Raw genomic sequence first — 17572 nt, forward strand, 5'->3', positions numbered from 1 at the left:
TTCGGCAAAACCTTCGTTTTGTCGAACCATTGCATCGCCCTTTGTGATTGGCGTATAAACACACAAACACCTATTAGCGGAGAACGCTATGAATACCATTCGCTGGAATGTCGCCGTCTCGGCCGACACCGACCAGTCGCTTCGGATGTTTCTGGCCAGCCAGGGCGGCGGCCGTAAGGGCGACCTGTCGCGCTTCATCGAAGAAGCGGTACGGGCACACATCCTGGAGCTGAGCGCTGAGCAGGCCAAGGCCGCTAACGCCCATCTGAGTGAGGCAGAATTGACCAACGCGGTTGACGAAGCGCTCGACTGGGCACGTAAGCGCTGATGCGGGTCGTGTTGGATACCAACATCCTGTTCAGCGCCCTGATCTCGCCACATGGCGCGCCCGATGCGATCTACCGTGCCTGGCGGGCGGCGCGTTTCGAGGTGGTGACCTCGCGGATGCAACTCGATGAAATTCGTCGAGCCAGCCGCTATCCCAAGCTTCAGGCCATCCTACAGCCCGCCAAGGTGGGCGCCATGATCAATAACCTGCAACGGGCTGTGGTACTGGAGCGCCTGACCATCGAGGTCGAAGCCGATGATCCGGATGACTCGTTTTTGCTGGCCATGGCCTTGGCGGGCGATGCGGACTACCTGGTAACCGGTGATCGCCGCGCCGGCCTGCTGCAACGCGGGCACATCGAACGCACGCGGATCGTCACGCCCGCCGTGTTCTGCGTCGAGGTGCTGTGATCAATGCCGGTCGGTTTTCTGACTCAAGAGCAACGCGACGGTTTTGGCCGCTATGTTGATTCGCCCAGCCGTGAAGAGCTGGAACGTTACTTCCACCTGAGCGATGAAGACCGTGAAGCCATCCAGGTGCTGCGGGGTAACCATAACCGTCTGGGTTATGCCGTTCTGCTGACCACCGTCCGCTTCGTTGGCGTTCTGCCGGACAAGCCCGCCGCCGTGCCGGTGGAAGTCCTGCAGGTGCTTTGCCGACAACTGGCGATTCCAGACCCCGACTGCCTCCAGCGCTATAGCGATCATCGCCGCTGGATACATGCCACCGATATTCAGAACCGCTTTGGCTATCGTCATTTCACCGATCCGGGCATCGGCTTTCGCTTGAGCCGCTGGCTGTATGCCCTCTGCTGGACGGGCACCGACCGGCCGGGAGTGCTGTTTGAGCGAGCCACCTCGTGGCTGTTCACACAGAAAGTCCTCCTGCCTGGTGTGTCTCAACTAGAGCGCTTTATCGCCCAGTTGCGCAGTCGGGTCGAAGAACGCCTCTGGTTTACGCTGGGCCGCAGCGTGACTGAGGAACAGCGATTGCAACTGCAAGACTTGCTGACGGTGGCCGAAGGCAACCGCAGCTCCCGGCTGGATCAATTGCGCTCCGGCCCGGTCATGGTCAGTGGCCCCGCGTTGATTCGGGCACTGCGCCGGCTCGATGACGTGCGCGGCATCGGCATCACCTTGCCGGCGGCGGCGCACATCCCTCCCAGCCGTATCGCCGCCCTGGCCCGCTTCGCCAACACGGCCAAGGTCACCGCGATTAATCGGCTGCCGGCGTCGCGGCGGATGGCGACACTGGTGGCCTTCGCACTCTGCCTGGAGGCGACTGCGCACGACGACGCACTGGAAGTCCTGGAGGCCTTGCTGCGCGACCTGTTCAGCAACGCGGAGAAGGCCGACAAGAAAGCCCGCATGCGCAGCCTGAAAGACCTGGATCGGTCGGCCGCGACGCTCGCCGCCGCGTGCAAGGTCGTGCTGGACAGCTCGATCAGCGATGACAACGTGCGCGCCCGGCTGTTCAACGACCTGCCGAGGACCACCCTGGAAAAGGCCCTGGAAGAGGTCAACGCGCTGATCCGCCCGGTAGATGACGTCTATTTTCTTGCATTGGAAGCGCGCTACCGCAGCGTGCGCCGCTTCCTGCCCGACCTGCTCAAGCACATCCGCTTCGGCTTCAGCCCGGCCGGCAAGGGCGTGGCGGCTAGTCTGGAGTGGCTGCAACTGAACCTGCCGCGCCGGAAGCCAGAGGATGACGCGCCGCAGGAGATCGTGGCCAAGGCTTGGCAGAAGCACATCACCCGCGAAGATGGCTCCCTCGACATGGGTGCCTATGTGTTCTGCACGCTCGATGCGCTGCGCACGGCCCTGCGCCGCCGCGATGTCTTCGTCTCGCCCAGTTGGCGCTATGCCGACCCGCGCCTTGGCCTGCTCGACGGTGCCGAATGGCTGGCGGCGCGACCGATCATCTGCCGGTCACTGGGCCTGACCATCGACGCCAAAACCACCCTGGACGCCTTGTCCGTCGAGCTGGATGCAACCTGGCTGGCAGTAGCCGCGCGCCTGCCCGACAACCCGGCGATTCAACTGAGCGAGAACACCGAGGGCAAGACCGAACTGTCGCTCGGGGCGCTGGACAAGCTGGACGAGCCCTGCTCGTTGCTGCAACTGCGGGCGGCCGTGTCTGACCTGATGCCGCGTGTCGATCTGCCGGAAATCCTCTTGGAAATCGCCGCCCGCACTGGCTTTTCCGAGGCCTTCACCCATGTCTCCGAACGCAATGCACGCGCCGACAACCTGGTCACCAGCCTCTGCGCGGTGCTGTTGGGCGGGGCCTGCAACACCGGCCTGGAGCCCTTGATCCGCACCGACAACCCGGCGCTGCGCCGTGACCGGCTGTCCTGGGTCAGCCAGAATTATATCCGCGACGACACCCTGTCAGCGGCTAACGCCATCCTGGTCGGAGCGCAAAGCCAACTGGAACTGGCCCAAGTCTGGGGTGGCGGCGAGGTCGCCTCCGCCGATGGCATGCGCTTCGTCGTACCGGTGCGCACCGTGCATGCCGGCCCCAATCCGAAGTATTTCGGCACCGGCCGGGGTGTCACCTGGTACAACCTGATTTCCGACCAATTCTCCGGCCTCAACGCCATCACCGTGCCCGGCACGCTGCGCGACAGCCTGGTGTTGCTGGCGGTCGTGCTGGAACAGCAGACCGAGTTGCAGCCGACGCAAATCATGACCGACACCGGGGCCTACAGCGATGTGGTGTTCGGGCTCTTCCGCCTACTTGGCTACCACTTCAGTCCGCGGCTGGCCGATGTCGGCGGTACCCGCTTCTGGCGCACGCGCCCGGACGCGGACTACGGCAAGCTCAACGGGCTGGCCCGCCAGTCGGTCAAACTCGACCTGATCGCCGAGCACTGGGACGACCTGCTGCGCCTGGCCGGCTCGCTCAAACTCGGCCGGGTGCCGGCGACTGGCATCATGCGCACGCTGCAAACGGGAGATAGACCCACCCGGCTGGCCCAGGCGCTGGCCGAATTCGGGCGGATCGAAAAGACTCTGCACACGTTGACCTATATCGACGACGAGTCCAAGCGCCGCGCCACCCTGACCCAGTTGAACCGAGGCGAAGGCCGGCACAGCCTGGCCCGCGCCGTGTTCCACGGCAAACGCGGCGAGCTCCGCCAGCGCTACCGCGAAGGCCAGGAAGACCAGCTCGGTGCTCTGGGCCTGGTGGTGAACATCATCGTGCTGTGGAACACCCTCTACATGACGGCGGCCGTGGAACGGCTCAAGCAGCACGGCTATCCAGTGCTGGAAGAGGATTTGGCCCGGCTATCGCCGCTGATCTACGAGCACATCAACATGCTCGGGCGGTATTCCTTTGCGGTACCGGAAGAAGTTGCGCGCGGCGAGCTGCGGCCACTGCGTAATCCAGACGACGACCTGTGATCCCCCTAAACGCTATGAGCAACACCCAAGCTGCTGCTGGATCGGCGGGCACTTCACCGAGCCGAACGAACAGAAAACGCAGCAATCCCCTGGGTTGGGGCGCAGCAGCGCCTTGCAGTTGCTGCACTCGTAATAGAACTGGCAGGCGTCCGTGGGCATGGTTTCCGGCTTGGCGAAGCCGCAGCGCGGGCAAGTCAGCACGGACTCAAGGACAATGGCGCTCATCGTGACCTCACTTCTGCACTGTGGAGGGGTATCCCGCGTTCGCGGTCGCCTCAGTCAGTGCCTCGGGCTGGGCCTTATCGGGATCGTAGGTGACGGTCGCCGTCTTCTGGTCGAAATTGACCTGGACGTCACTCACGCCGGACACCTTCTCCAGCGACTTCTTGACCGTGATCGGACAGAGTCCGCACGTCATGTTCTGCACGTCGAGCGTGACGGTTTTCGGGGGAGCCGCCAGCGCCACGAAGGGCAAGGCGAAAAGCACGGCGATCAGCAGTTTGCGCATGGTTAATCTCCTTCAGTAGAACAGCGGGGCGAGCCACGGCACGGCCAATAGGCCGAGCAGCAGCACGCTGACGATCCAGAACACGAGTCGCTGTCGCACGAGCGTGCGCGGATCGGCGCAGGGTGTACCTGGCGTACAAACCTGTGGCACCAGGTAGAGCTTGCGGAATGCCAATCCCAGGAACAGTAGAGTCAACCCGATGAAGAGGGGGCGTAGTGGCTCCATCATGGTCAGAGCGCCCACCCACGTACCGCCGACACCGAGTGCCAACAGCACCAGTGGCCCGACACAGCACACCGACGCACCGATGGCGGTCAGCGAACTCGCGACCAGCGAGCCTTTCCCGGTGAGTTGCATCCCCATTCCCATCTCCTGAGCCTGATTGCCTAGGTGCTATTCTAAACTCCGTACCAAAGTACGGAATCAAGGAGAAAGTGATGGCCACAGAGCTGACCATTGGCAAGCTGGCAGACGCCGCCGGGGTGAACGTCGAGACGATCCGCTACTACCAGCGACGCGGGCTGCTGGATGAACCAGCCAAACCCTTGGGTGGCCATCGGCGCTATCCGGTGGACATGGTGAAGCGACTGCGTTTCATCAAGCGGGCTCAGGCGCTGGGTTTCACGCTCTCGGAAGTCGGTGGACTGCTGACGCTGGATGAGTCGTGCGCCTGTGCCGAAACGCGAGCACGGGCTGCACGCAAGCTCGCGTTGATCGAGCAGAAGATGGCCGACTTGGTCGTCATGCAGCAACTGTTAGGCGAACTGGTGCAGCAATGTGATGCGGGAGACGGCGGAACGATCTGCCCGATCATCGAGGCACTGATCAGAGAGTAATGCCTGGCGGGTGAGCTGGAGATCGGAAAGCCCCTTTACGGTGGGATTCAGAGCTTACGTTGGTTTTTGGTTCCATTGCTCCCCAAACCCCGGTTACTTGCCATTCAGTCAGGCTGGCGGTGCTCTGCTTTTTCACCTGCTGTCCAAGCTGTACGAGCACACCAGCGTCGTGATCACGACCAACCTGAGCTTCGCAGAATGGTCGCGCGTGCTCGGCGACGCCAAGATGACCACCGCCCTGCTGGATCGGCTTACGCACCACTGCCACATCGTCGAAACGGGCAACGAGTCCTACCGCCTGCAACACAGCAGCTTGGCGGCTCAGGCAAAGATCAAATCACGGGAGCGAAAACGCAAGGACGATCAGAAGCCGGTGGACGACGAACCGTTTTGATTTTAGGGAAAGGATGGCCTGCTGCATGACGACATGTGGCAGGTCTTCAGTCGCCACTTGGGGCGATCGAAAGGAAGGGATTTTAAAGCAGCTGCGCTGATAGACTTATCCACAGTTGCTGATATAGAAATCAGCAATCCGCCCTGGGTCAAATTTCAATCGGCAGGGTGGGTCAATTTTCCATCAGCACCAACATCCCAGGGCGTTCAATGCCGTCGTCTAGCTGCCATACCGTCCTTGCCGAAAGCTTCTTCCGTCGCAACGCAGAGTTGTTTCGCCCGCACCTCGCTGCTGTCGGACTGCGCGAGCAGATTCTCAGCGCACCGGAATCAGAAATTCCAGTGACAAAGTACGTCGCCCTCTGGGAGGTGCTTGGTAGCGAGGTTTCACCGACCATTGGCCTGGAGGTGGCCATGCGCACTGAGAGCAGTGAGTTCGGTGCCTATGGCCATGCCATACGCTGTGCCCCTTCCATGCAATTGGTACTGCGGAGCCTGAGCCGCTTCATGGTGGTGTTGACCCAGGCCACGCAACTGGACTTCGAGGACAACGGCAAGCGGATTAGCCTGGCCTATCGGGTCACCGACGCGTCCATCGTGCAGCGTCGCCAGGATGCGGAATTCACCATTTGCACCATCCTCAACCTGCTTCGTGAGGTGACCCGGAATCCGCAGCTGTCACCTGTTCGAGTGGATTTCGAGCATCGGGCCCCCAGCGACCTGGCCTCCCACCGCGAGGTATTTGGGTGTCCCATTCGCTTCGAGCAGCCGGACAATCGGCTGTACTTCTCACGCGAGTTGCTGGACATGCCAATCCGCACCGCCGATCAGCGCCTGTTCCAGGCCCTCGAGCCCTTCCTTGAACAGCAGCGGCAAAGCCGGGCGGCGTCGACAGACGTGCTCAGCCAGGTCGCCCACCACATTGCCAGCAGCCTGAGCAGTGGCTGTGCCAGCCTGGAGCAGGTGGCCAGCGACCTGAAGATTGGCGTTCGTACATTGCAGAGGCGTTTGGCCGAGCAGAACGTCGGGTTCAGCCAGTTGGTGGAGGATGTGCGCCGCTCCCTGGCCGAGAGCTATGTGATGCAATCCGACTACAGCCTGACGGAGATCGCACTGCTGCTCGGTTACTCCGAAGCCAGTTCCTTCTGCCGAGCCTTCCGCCGCTGGACCCAACTGACTCCCCAGCAGTTCCGCCAACGCGGCCGATCCTGAATCGAGCCGCCCACCTTCCGAGCGGATTGTCATCCGCTGCCAACGATTTTGTCATGAGCTGCCAAGCCTGCGCCTGGGGGCGTCGCATAGCTTATCCCCGCAGATGGGCGTGACTTCAGGCTGACGTACATCGCTCAGCTGGCAGCTTCTTGCGCCCTTCACTTCAAGAACAATGACAAATGAGGTGTGGGTCGATGGCCGATGAAAAAGACGACGCCAAGGGCGTCAGTCGTCGTGGTTTCCTGCGTGGCGCCGGGGCTGGCGCGGTTGTGGTGGCAGGCGCAGGGGTCATGGCAAATGCCATGGGCGCTGAACAGAAAGGCTGCAAGACCGCGGGTTGCGATTACGACGTGGTGGTGATCGGCGGCGGCTTCGCCGGTGTCACCGCCGCCCGTGACTGTCGCAAGAATGGCTACAAGACGCTGGTGCTGGAGGCGCGCAATCGCCTTGGCGGTCGCACCTTCAGCACCGAGTTCGCCGGCCACAAGGTGGAGCTGGGCGGAACCTGGATTCACTGGACCCAGCCCTTCGTCTGGGCCGAGACCCAGCGCTATGGCCTGAAGGTCATCGAATCCCCGGAACGCGCTGAATCGTCACTGGAAACCATGGTGATCCTGGCGGAAGGCAAGCGGACGCAACTTGCTGGCGAAGAGCTGCTGCCGGTGCTGCAAGCGTTCGATACCTACTTCGCGGACGCTCGCGACATCTGGGAACGTCCCTACGACTCCCGCTTCCGCTGGAACAAGCTCATGGCGCAGGACAGCCTGAGTGCCCGTGATCGCCTCGACCAGTTGAAGCTCAACCCTGTGCATCGCGCTGCCGTGGACTCGTATCTGGTGGGTATGTCCCATTGCCCCTCTGACCAGGTTTCCTACAACGAGATGGCACGTTGGTGGGCCCTGCCGGGTTACAACCTGTCGGTCCTCAACGACTCGCTCACTCGCTACACCTTCAAGGACGGCACCATCAGCTTGATCAACGCGATGATCGAAGACGGCAAGCCCGAAGTGCGGCTGTCTACGCCGGTGAAGAAGGTCGAGGACAAGGGCGACCACGTGGTCGTCACCACCCAGAAGGGTGAGCGCATTGTGGCGGGCAGCGTGGTCCTGGCGCTGCCGATGAACGTGCTGCCCAACATCGAGTTCTCTCCGGCGCTGGACCCCAAGCTGATCGAGGCCGCTCACGAACGGCACGCCGGCACCGGAGTCAAGGCGGTCATCAAGGTCAAGGGCAAGGTCGGTGGGGAAGGCAAGCTGTATGGTCTGGCCGACTCGGATCATCCCCTCAATGTGGTGTTCACCTACGCCAAGGCCGAGGACCACACGCTGTTCATCGGCTTTGGCGACGATCCCGCCAAGCTCGACGTCCTGGATCGGGACGCCGTGCAGCAGGTCATGCAGTCCTTCTTCCCGGAAATGGAAGTGGAAGACTGCTTCGGTTACGACTGGAACCTCGACCCCTACAGCCGGGGAACCTGGGCCAGCTACCGACCCGGCTGGTACGGCAAGTATGCCGATCACTTCGGCAAGGCTCCGGGTAGCCGCATGTTCTTCGCCCAGGGCGACCACGGCGAGGGTTGGCGCGGATTCATCGACGGCGCCATCGGCGGGGGCGGCAAGGCGGCCCTGCTCGTCAAGGAGCTGCTGGGATGAAGCAGCTTGGTTTCCTTCTCGCCCTTGGCCTCTGCGCCATCTCCGGCACGGCCGCGGCGGCTTGCGATGCCGCGGCCGGCCAAAAGCTGTTCGAGTCCAAGTGCACCGCCTGCCATTCGCTGGCGGAGCACAAGGTCGGTCCGCGTCTGCATGACGTGTATGGCCGCAAGGTCGGTACGGCGCAGGGCTTTGGCTACACGCCGACCCTGGAGCAGGCCGGCTTCACCTGGAACGCGGAAAAGCTCGATGCCTTCCTGAGCGGCCCGATGAATTTCCTGCCGGGTACCGCGATGGCGTTTGGCGGCCTGCGCAAGCAGGACGATCGGCAAAACATCATCTGCTTCCTCGAACAGCAGAACAGGAGCTAGTCATGAACATCACTCTCTTCACTCGCCCCAAGAGCGTGCTGACTGTCGGTCTGGCCCTGCTGCTGGCTTTCGACCCCAACCTGATCTTCTAGTGGACGGGATTGGTGCTGGGTGACGCCGGCACGTTGCTGGGCCGCATTCTGGGCCTGGTCTACCTGGGGATCGCCATCGAGCTGTGGTTCGTCCGCAGCAACTCAGACCTGCCGGCGCGCAACGCGCTGCTTCTGACCGCAGTCGACTGTTCCGTCGTGGCCTTGCTGGTCCAGGTGCAACTGGCCGGGCTGATGAATGTGCTCGGTTGGGGGCTGATTGCCGTGTACCTCGGCTCCGGCCTGGGATTCCTCTGGTGCGCCATGCAAGTCGCCAGGAATGGCGCCGTACGCGAAAGCCTTTCCTGATCCAAGCGATTTGCACTTTTTTGATATCACCGGATTCCAGCCCCTTCGTACCTTCTGCCCTGCTCGTCGCCACCGGCGCACGGGGCAGACTCATCCTCAGCACAACAAGAATCTCCTGTAGGAGAACGTAATGAACATCTTCAAGCTATCCCTGTTGAACTGTGCGGTATCCCTGGCGCTGCTATCCGCTGGGGCGCAGGCCGCCACTGTCGATGTGAGCAAGCTCGGCACCGAGCTGACTCCCTTCGGCGCCGAGAAGGCCGGCAATGCCGATGGCTCCATTCCGGCCTGGACGGGTGGCCTGACGAAGGCGCCGGAAGGCTGGGCGCCTGGTCATGGCGATCCCTACGCCGGCGACAAGCCGCTCTACAGCATCGATGCCGGCAATCTTGCCCAACATGAAGCCGAGCTGCCGCCAGGCCAGGTCCAGTTGATCAAGACCTATCCCGGCTACCGCATGGACGTCTACCCGACCCACCGTAGTTGCACCTTCCCGGACCAACTCGCCCAGCGTACCCGCGAGTTTGCCGGGCAGAGTCGGATCGCCGCCGATGGCTGGCAACTGGAGCAGGCGCCCGGCTTGGCGATCCCCTTCCCGATGCCGCAAAGCGGCGTCGAGGTGATGTGGAACTACAAGCTGCGCTACATGGGCAAGGGCCGCCGCGTGCAGGCATCGCTGCTGCTGAGGGAGAAGAGCGGGACGCTGTCGGAATTCAAGCAGTGGGACTATGAGTACTACCCCTACAACGACCCGGCAGTGAAATCGCCGGCGGATGCCGGGGGCTACGAGGCCAAGCTGCTCTATGACGTGCTGTCGCCGTCTTCCCGCGCCGGCGAGATGTATCTGGTGCACGGCTACCTGGATAAGCCGCAGGACTCCTGGATCTACTTCCCGGGTCAGCGTCGCGTGCGCCGCGCGCCGTCGTTCGCGTATGACAACCCGATCGCCGGGACCGACAGCCTGTTCTTCGTCGATCAGATGAACATGTTCACCGGTGCCCTCGACCGATACGACTTCAAGTTGATCGGCAAGCGCGAGATGGTGGTGCCGTACAACTCCTACAAGCTGGTCGACAAGTCCAACAAGTACGCCGACCTGGTTGGGCCGGATTACCTCAACCGCGATGTGCAGCGCTACGAGAAGCACCGCGTCTGGGTGGTGGAAGGCACGGTCAAGGCCGATAAGCGTCACTCCTTCGCCAAGCGTGTGTTCTTCATCGACGAAGACAGCTGGGCACTGCTGCACGTGGACATGTACGACGCCAAGGGCAATCTCTGGCGCGTGCAGGAAGGCACGCTGTGGGCCGATCCGCAACTGCAGGCCTGTACCAACTTCGAGTACACCAGCTACGACCTGATCGCCCGGCGCTACATCGCTGACTACTTCACCCAGGAAGGCGAGGTGTTGGACCTGACCGCCGCGCAGGACGGGCGAGTCAGCGACAAGATGTTCAATCCCAACGAGTTGCGTCGCCGCGGCGAACGTTAAGAGTCCCTCCACGCTCGCGAGCGTGGAGCGGCTTTACGACTGTTAGAGGAATCTCCATGCATAACAACAATAAGGGCGCGGCCTTCGCCGCGCCGGGCTTCCCGCGCGCCAAAAACAGCCTCGCCCTGGCGGTGATGGCTGCATCCAGTCTGCTCTGGATGGAGCCCAGCCATGCGTTTCGTTTCGGCTCGGAGGAGGGCATCTCCGGCAGCTTCGACTCCACGCTGTCCTACGGTTTCGCCCAGCGGCTGGAGTCGCGCGACTGCCACATCCTTGGCGGCGATAGCGGCGGCTGTAACGAAGGCACCAACACGGAACTGGGGCAGTTCTACAACCTGGGCAGGGGCAACGGTTACGTCAACAAGGACATCAACTTCTCCAACGCTGACGACGGCGACCTCAACTACGACAAGCACGATGTCTTTTCCCATGTGATCAAGGGCACCCATGAGCTGAGCCTGAAGTTCGGCGATGGCTGGAGTGCCCTGGGGCGCTTTGCCTGGGCGAAAGACTTCAAGATGGACGACACCCGCCGCACCGAACTGGATGACCAGGCCGAGCGCGACGCCACCGAACGCCTGGACCTGCTGGACCTGTGGGTGGCCAAGAGCTTCGACATTGGCGACATGCCGGCCAAGGTGAAGGTGGGCAACCAGGTCATCAGCTGGGGTGAGGAAATCTTCGTCACCGGCGGCATCAACCAGATCAATGCCCTCAGCCTGCCCAAGTACCACACCCCTGGCACCCAGCTGAAAGAGGTGTTCATCCCCGCGCCGATGGCCTCGTTCAACGTGGGCCTGACCGACACCCTGAACCTCGAGGCCTACTACCAGTTCAAGTGGAACGCCTACGGACTCGATCCGGTGGGTACCTACTACTCCAACACCGCCGTGGTGGGTGAGGGGAGGCAGCCGATCTTCTACTCCACGAGCTACATCGATGGTCTGCTGGGGGCAGGAACCTGCGCGGCCAGTACGCCCACCGGGCATTGCGGTGATCCGCTGATCAGCGGCCTGGACGAGGCAACGCTGGTGGCCGCAGGGCTGGCGGCGCCCTATGGCGGTGAACGCGCGGCGAAGAACAGCGGCCAGTACGGCATAGCGCTGCGCTGGACCGTCGAGGAAATCGAAACGGAGTTCGGCTTCTTCTACGAGCGCTATCACGACAAGCTGCCCTTCGTTGGCTACACCGCGCGCACAAATCCCGATGCGCTGGTGATCGACAACTTCTTCATCAACTACGGCGAAGACAAGGACCTCTTCGGCCTGTCCATGAACACCATGGTCGGTCCGGTCGCGGTCGCCGGAGAACTGTCCTATCGCCCCAACGACAGCGTCGGCATCGACCCGACCGTTGCGTTCGGCCGGGGCTTCACCGGCACGTTCAACAAGTTCAGCGTGTTCGATACTGGCGAGCACCCAGGCTTCGTCGAAGAGAAGAAATGGCAGGCAGACGTCAATGCCATCTACACCTTCTCCGCTAGCGACCCGCTTGGCTTCATTCCCAGCAGTCTCGGTGCGTCCGACGGCTTCCTGATGGCGGAGGCGGTGGTGGCCCACTATCCGGACCTTGATACCTCCGGCGAGACGCCGTACTTCCTGCCGGACTATTCGCTGCCGGACAAGACCTCCTGGGGCTATGTGACTGAGCTCGGTATCAACTACCCGAACCTGTTCGATAGCGGGATCACCGTCACGCCGCAGCTGGACTTCGCCCACGACGTCAATGGCACCACGCCCAACGCGCTGCCCTTCATCGAAGGTCGCAAGTCGCTCACCACATCCTTGCTGTTCAACTACCGCGGCCGCTGGAAGGGCGGTCTGCAGTGGGTACAGTACTGGGGCGGTGGGGACAACAACCTGATGACCGACCGCGACTTCCTCAGCGGCAACATCTCCTACTCGTTCTGAACCTGGGGCCCCTCCGCGAGAGGGGCCTGTCTCCGTTTTTCAGGAAGGCACTCTCATGCTCTCTTCGTTGGTGCTCGGGCTCGAACGCATGTTGTTCCGCCATCGTCTGGCGACTCTCGCTGCGCTTGGGGTCGTTACCCTGTTCATGGCGTTGTTCGCCACGCGCCTGGAAATGTCTGCCGGTTTCGACAAGCAGTTGCCCCAGGAACACGCATTCATCAAGACCTTCAACCAGTACCGCGATGTGCTGTTTGGCGCCAACCGCATCATCGTGGTGCTGCACGCCAGGCACGGCGATATCTGGAATAAGGAAGCGCTGACCAAGCTCTACGACCTGACCCAGACCCTGTTTGCGGATTTCGGAGCACCGTGACCGGCCGTTTCGGTTGATCGTGACCGGTCATTTCGCTAACGCGTGACCGCTCATTTCGGTAGCAACGTGACCGATTTTCCGCCTGTTCCGAAACAGGTGGTCACGGCTTACCGAAATCGCCGGTCACGACTTAGCGAAAGCCTTCCCCTTCGTTGCGCATGACCTGATGCGCCGCCATCCTCGACCGATTTCGGGAGAGGAAGATGGCGGCGCCGCGAGTAGCCATGCGAAACATCAAAGAATGTCTGCGCCTCAAGTTTGAGGCCGGCTTGTCCCACGAGAAGATTGCCCGTGCCTTGCAGCTGTCCAAGGGCGTGGTTAGCAAGTACATCGCGGCGGCGCGGGTGGCCGGGCTGGACTGGCCGGCGCTGGTGGCCATGGACGAGGCCGCGCTGGCGGCCGCCTTGTTTGCACCGACGTCGACGAACAAGCCGCGCGGTGAGCGAGTGCTGCCCGATGTGCTGAGCATCCACCGCGAGTTGCGACGCAAGGGCGTGACCTTGCAGCTGCTGTGGGAGGAATATCTCGCCGCGCATGCGGGCCAGCCGACCTACCGCTACACCCAGTTCGTCGAGCACTACCGGCGCTACGCCCAGACGCTCAAACGTTCGATGCGTCAGCTGCACCGTGCGGGCGAGAAGCTATTCATCGACTATGCCGGGCCGACGCTGCCGGTGGTCGACCCGGCCACCGGCGAAGTGCGCCGGGCGCACATCTTCGTCGCCGCCCTGGGCGCCTCGAATTACACCTATGCCTGCGCGACGCCAGGCGAAACCCAGGTGGACTGGCTGACCTCGCTGGGCCAGGCTCTGACCTACTTTGGCGGCGTGCCGGAAATGGTTGTGCCGGACAATCCGCGCGCCCTGGTCGCCCAGCCGGATCGCTACGAGCCGGGCCTGAACCGGGCCACGCTGGAGTGCGCGCGTCATTACCAGACGGTGATCCTGCCGGCACGGCCACGCAAGCCTCAGGACAAGGCCAAGGCCGAGGTGGCGGTGCAGGTGGTCGAGCGCTGGATCATGGCGCGGCTGCGCCATCGGCAGTTCTTCAGCCTGCATGCGCTCAATCAGGCCATCGCCGAGCTGCTGGAGGATCTGAATCGGCGCCCGTTCAAGCGGCTCGATGGCTGCCGGCGCGACTGGTTCGAGCGCCTGGATCGCCCGGCCTTGCGAGCGCTGCCGGTGCATCCCTACGAGGTCGCCACCTTCAAGCGCTGCAAGGTCAGCATCGACTACCACATCGAGGTCAATGGCAGCTTCTACAGCGTGCCCTCCGCCCTGGCCCGGCAGAACGTGGACGTGCGACTGACGGCACACACCCTGGAAGTGCTGCATGGCAACCGGCGGGTGGCCAGCCACCTGCTGCTGGGGCGACGCGGCGCTTACAGTACCCAGCGCGAGCACATGCCCGCGGCGCACCAGGCGCATCGCGAATGGACGCCACAACGCCTGCTCGACTGGGGCGCGCGGATCGGCCCCTACACGCGCCAACTGATCGATCACCAACTGACCCACAAGCCGCACCCGGAGATGGGCTACCGCGCCTGCCTCGGCCTGCTCTCGCTGGCCCGGCGCTATGGCAATGCACGCCTGGAAGCCGCTGCCGAACGTGCCGTACACCTGCGCGCCTTCACCGGGCGCAGCGTGCGCAACCTGCTCCAGCAAGGCCTGGATCAACAGCCGCTGCCCCAGCGTGCCGCCGAAACGACCTTACCCGGCGACCACGAGAACGTCCGTGGCGCCGACTACTACCAACCCCCGCAACAGGAGCTGTTCGATGATGCCGCAACACACCCTGAATCAACTGCACCAGCTACGCCTGGACGGCATGGCCCGCGCCCTGGAAGAGCAATGGACGCTGCCGGCCAGCCACAGCCTGAGTTTCGATGAGCGCCTCGGCCTGCTGCTCGACCGTGAACTGGCCTGGCGTGACAACCAGCGCCTGGTACGGCTGCGCAAGAAGGCCAAGCTCAAGTACGCCAACGCCTGCCTGGAAGATCTCGACCGCCGCTCCGGTCGCGCCCTGGACGAGCGTCTGATCGCCACCCTGGCCAGTGGCGACTGGATCCGCCAGCAGCACAACCTGCTGCTGACCGGCCCGACCGGTGCCGGCAAAACCTGGCTGGCCTGCGCCCTGGGCAACCAGGCCTGCCGCCAGGGCTATAGCACCCTGTACCTGCGCACCCCGCGCCTGCTGGAACAACTGCGCATCGCTCATGGCGACGGCAGCTTCGGCCGTACCCTGCAACAGCTGGCAAAGGTCGACGTCCTGGTGCTGGACGACTGGGCGCTAGCCCCGCTGGAGGAAGGAGCCCGGCATGACCTGCTGGAGGTGATCGACGACCGCGCTGGCAGCCGCTCCACCATCCTGACGAGCCAACTGCCCATCGAGCACTGGCACGGCTGGATCAACGACCCGACCCTGGCCGATGCCATCCTCGACCGCCTGGTGCACAACGCCTACCGGCTGACGATGAAAGGCGAGTCGCTGCGCCGAAAAAAAGCCGAGGAACAAGCCGCATCGTGACCGATGCGATTACAATCCAGAACCCGCGCAACCGGGGTGGAAGCACCGGTCACGTATTAGCGAAACGCTCGGTCACGTTCACCGAAATCCGCACCTGTTCTTCATGCCTGGCGTTGACCGCCGCAGCGTGACCTCCTTGTGGACGCCGAATACCCGCGCGGTGCAGATCACCGAAGAGGGGATGAAGGCCGAAGACGTGGTAGGCGGCGATGTCACCGTTGGCAACCTCAATGAAGGGGCCATCTCGGGTATCCGTGAACGCACCATCATCGGCGGATTCGTCGGCAGCCTGGTGGCCAACGATCATGCCGGGGCGATGGTGGTCGCCGAGCTGGCCGATCCGGACCCCGCGACGGGACAGCGCCTGAACTACCTGGAGTTCAGCCAGCGACTCGAAGACGAGCTGCGCACCCGCTACAGCGATGCCGACTTCGATGTGCAGATCATCGGGTTCGCGAAGCAGATGGGCGACATCGGTGCCGGTGCGAAGAGCGTCGTGGCCTTCTTTGCGCTGGCATTCGTCCTGACCCTGCTCGCGGTCTACTGGTACACCCGCTCCTGGGTGCTGACCTTCCTGCCGTTGTTCTGCTCGCTGGTGTCAGTGGTCTGGCAGTTCGGCACCATCACCTTGCTCGGCTTCGGCCTCGATCCGCTGGCGATCCTGGTGCCGTTCCTGGTCTTCGCCATCGGGGTTTCCCACGGGGTGCAGCAGGTCAACTTCATTTCCAAGGAAGTCTGTGCCGGCGCCGACGCCATGACCGCCGCGCGGCGCAGCTTCGTTGGCTTGCTGATACCCGGCAGCCTGGCGCTGATCACTGCCTTCGTCGGCTTCGCCACGCTGGTACTGGTGCCCATTCCGATGATTCGCGAACTGGCCATCACCGCTTCGGTTGGCGTGCTCTACAAGATCGTCACCAACCTGATCATGCTGCCGGTACTGGCGAGCTACTTCCGTTTCGATGCCGCCTACGTCGCCCGCATCGAGCGACTGCGCGAGAAGCGGGACGCGGCCATGCAGCGGCTCGGTCGCATTGCCGAACCGCGCAACGCGGCAATAGGCGGTGTGTTGTGCCTGTGCCTGATGGCGCTCGCCGTGTGGCAGAGCCAGGGGCGTCATATCGGCCACGTACTGCCGGGGGCGCCGGAGTTGCATGCCGACTCCCGCTACAACCAGGACGTGGAAAGCATCGTCAGTCACTTCTCACTCGGGCTGGACTTGTTCACCGTGGCGGTGGAAACGCCCCAGGGTGGCTGCTACCAAAATCAGGTGATGAGGTACGTCGACCGCCTGACCTGGTACCTCGGCAACGTGCCGGGCGTGTTGTCGGCGCAGTCCCTCCCGGCGCTGACCAAGCTGTCGGCATCGGGCGTCAATGAGGGCAATCCCAAGTGGGCGGAGTTGCCGGCTGATGAGTCGTCCCTCGCCGAGGCGGTCCGTCAGGTGCCTGAGGCGCTGCGCCTGTACAACGCCGAGTGCACGTTGTTGCCGATCAACCTGTACCTGGCCGATCACAAGGCCAGCACCTTGAAGCAGGTGGTCGCGGCAATCGAGCAGTATCGGAGCGAGCATCCCCTGGAGGGCGTGACGGTACGCCTGGCAAGCGGCAATGCCGGGGTCCAGGCGGCCACCAATGAAGTGGTGGAAACCTCCGAGCTGCCGATGATGCTCTACGTCTACCTGACCATCGTGCTGCTGGTGTTCCTGGTCTATCGCGATTGGCGGGCGATGGTTGCCTGCTGCCTGCCGCTGACCCTGGCGACCTTCCTCGGTTACTGGTTCATGAAGGAGCTGGACATCGGCCTCACCGTTGCCACCTTGCCGGTGATGGTGCTCGCGGTCGGCATTGGCGTGGACTACGCGTTCTACATCTACAACCGCCTGCAGCTGCACCTGGCGGAGGGCATGGACATCGTCGGCGCCTTCCAGCTGGCCCTGCGGGAGGTTGGCGTCGCCACGGTGTTCACGGCGCTCACCCTGTCGGTCGGGGTCGCTACCTGGTCTTTCTCGGCGCTGAAGTTCCAGGCCGATATGGGCCTGCTGCTCACCTTCATGTTCATGATCAACATGCTGATGGCCATCACCCTGCTGCCGGCCATCGCGGTGTTGCTCGACCTGCGAATTCCGCGACGGAGCCCGGTACGGGCGCCCCTGATCGCCCACTGACAGAGGAA

Annotated in this window: 17 protein-coding genes and 1 pseudogene; 15 read left to right on the forward strand and 3 right to left on the reverse strand. The window is 63.0% G+C overall.

Going from position 1 to position 17572, the window contains the following annotated elements; translation table 11 throughout:
• The first annotated feature begins 88 nt into the window (after positions 1-88).
• The 3 genes from AC3IYG_RS23185 to AC3IYG_RS23195 are packed head-to-tail and all read left to right on the forward strand — an operon-like array spanning position 89 to position 3735.
• A complete protein-coding gene (locus AC3IYG_RS23185; protein ID WP_003089107.1) occupies positions 89-328 on the forward strand; it encodes a ribbon-helix-helix domain-containing protein in 240 nt (79 codons plus the stop codon).
• A complete protein-coding gene (locus AC3IYG_RS23190) occupies positions 328-738 on the forward strand; it encodes a putative toxin-antitoxin system toxin component, PIN family (RefSeq protein WP_003150546.1) in 411 nt (136 codons plus the stop codon). Before AC3IYG_RS23185 ends, AC3IYG_RS23190 begins: the two co-directional genes overlap by 1 nt.
• A gap of 3 nt (positions 739-741) precedes the next feature.
• The gene (locus tag AC3IYG_RS23195) at positions 742-3735 is read left to right on the forward strand and encodes a Tn3 family transposase (protein WP_003299771.1); all 2994 of its coding nucleotides are present in this window, start codon (positions 742-744) and stop codon (positions 3733-3735) included.
• Between the two features lie 12 nt (positions 3736-3747).
• Here AC3IYG_RS23195 and AC3IYG_RS23200 read toward each other — a convergent pair whose 3' ends face one another.
• The 3 genes from AC3IYG_RS23200 to AC3IYG_RS23210 are packed head-to-tail and all read right to left on the reverse strand — an operon-like array spanning position 3748 to position 4606.
• Entirely contained in the window at positions 3748-3960 is a 213-nt protein-coding gene (locus AC3IYG_RS23200) for a GDCCVxC domain-containing (seleno)protein (RefSeq protein ID WP_003089113.1), read from the reverse strand.
• Positions 3961-3967: 7 nt separating this feature from the next.
• Positions 3968-4243 (reverse strand): mercury resistance system periplasmic binding protein MerP, encoded by a 276-nt coding sequence (gene merP / locus AC3IYG_RS23205; protein ID WP_003150552.1) that lies wholly within the window; start codon positions 4241-4243, stop codon positions 3968-3970.
• A gap of 12 nt (positions 4244-4255) precedes the next feature.
• Positions 4256-4606 (reverse strand): mercuric transporter MerT family protein, encoded by a 351-nt coding sequence (locus AC3IYG_RS23210; protein WP_003089115.1) that lies wholly within the window; start codon positions 4604-4606, stop codon positions 4256-4258.
• A gap of 74 nt (positions 4607-4680) precedes the next feature.
• Here AC3IYG_RS23210 and merR point away from each other — a divergent pair, with 74 nt between their 5' ends.
• The 12 genes and pseudogenes from merR (at position 4681) to AC3IYG_RS23270 (ending at position 17564) form a co-directional block, all read left to right on the forward strand.
• A complete protein-coding gene (merR, locus tag AC3IYG_RS23215) occupies positions 4681-5079 on the forward strand; it encodes a mercury resistance transcriptional regulator MerR (RefSeq protein WP_003089120.1) in 399 nt (132 codons plus the stop codon).
• Positions 5080-5170: 91 nt separating this feature from the next.
• Positions 5171-5473 (forward strand): annotated as a pseudogene (locus AC3IYG_RS23220) (ATP-binding protein); the annotation flags it as partial.
• Positions 5474-5682: 209 nt separating this feature from the next.
• Positions 5683-6684, forward strand: coding sequence for an AraC-like transcriptional regulator QhpR (qhpR, locus tag AC3IYG_RS23225; protein WP_037015371.1), 1002 nt, complete (start codon positions 5683-5685; stop codon positions 6682-6684).
• A 194-nt stretch (positions 6685-6878) separates the two neighbouring features.
• Positions 6879-8336: a flavin monoamine oxidase family protein gene (locus tag AC3IYG_RS23230; protein WP_023082851.1), complete on the forward strand. Its 1458-nt coding sequence runs from the start codon at positions 6879-6881 to the stop codon at positions 8334-8336.
• Positions 8333-8704: a c-type cytochrome gene (locus AC3IYG_RS23235; RefSeq protein ID WP_023082850.1), complete on the forward strand. Its 372-nt coding sequence runs from the start codon at positions 8333-8335 to the stop codon at positions 8702-8704. Before AC3IYG_RS23230 ends, AC3IYG_RS23235 begins: the two co-directional genes overlap by 4 nt.
• A gap of 104 nt (positions 8705-8808) precedes the next feature.
• Entirely contained in the window at positions 8809-9102 is a 294-nt protein-coding gene (locus AC3IYG_RS23240) for a hypothetical protein (protein WP_489332315.1), read from the forward strand.
• Between the two features lie 130 nt (positions 9103-9232).
• Positions 9233-10591, forward strand: a complete 1359-nt coding sequence (locus tag AC3IYG_RS23245; RefSeq protein ID WP_489332316.1) for a DUF1329 domain-containing protein — start codon at positions 9233-9235, stop codon at positions 10589-10591.
• Positions 10592-10647: 56 nt separating this feature from the next.
• Positions 10648-12501, forward strand: a complete 1854-nt coding sequence (locus AC3IYG_RS23250) for a DUF1302 domain-containing protein (RefSeq protein WP_489332318.1) — start codon at positions 10648-10650, stop codon at positions 12499-12501.
• 55 nt (positions 12502-12556) lie between these two features.
• The gene (locus AC3IYG_RS23255; protein ID WP_489332320.1) at positions 12557-12874 is read left to right on the forward strand and encodes a hypothetical protein; all 318 of its coding nucleotides are present in this window, start codon (positions 12557-12559) and stop codon (positions 12872-12874) included.
• 203 nt (positions 12875-13077) lie between these two features.
• Positions 13078-14763 carry an IS21 family transposase gene (gene istA, locus AC3IYG_RS23260; protein ID WP_041506137.1) on the forward strand — a complete coding sequence of 562 codons (1686 nt, stop codon included), beginning with the start codon at positions 13078-13080 and terminating at the stop codon, positions 14761-14763.
• Positions 14651-15400 carry an IS21-like element IS1474 family helper ATPase IstB gene (gene istB, locus AC3IYG_RS23265; RefSeq protein WP_003460139.1) on the forward strand — a complete coding sequence of 250 codons (750 nt, stop codon included), beginning with the start codon at positions 14651-14653 and terminating at the stop codon, positions 15398-15400. The genes istA and istB overlap by 113 nt, the downstream gene beginning before the upstream one ends.
• A gap of 103 nt (positions 15401-15503) precedes the next feature.
• Positions 15504-17564: an efflux RND transporter permease subunit gene (locus tag AC3IYG_RS23270; protein WP_489332322.1), complete on the forward strand. Its 2061-nt coding sequence runs from the start codon at positions 15504-15506 to the stop codon at positions 17562-17564.
• Positions 17565-17572 lie beyond the last annotated feature (8 nt).

Source organism: Pseudomonas sp. KH_027, from assembly GCF_057838565.1.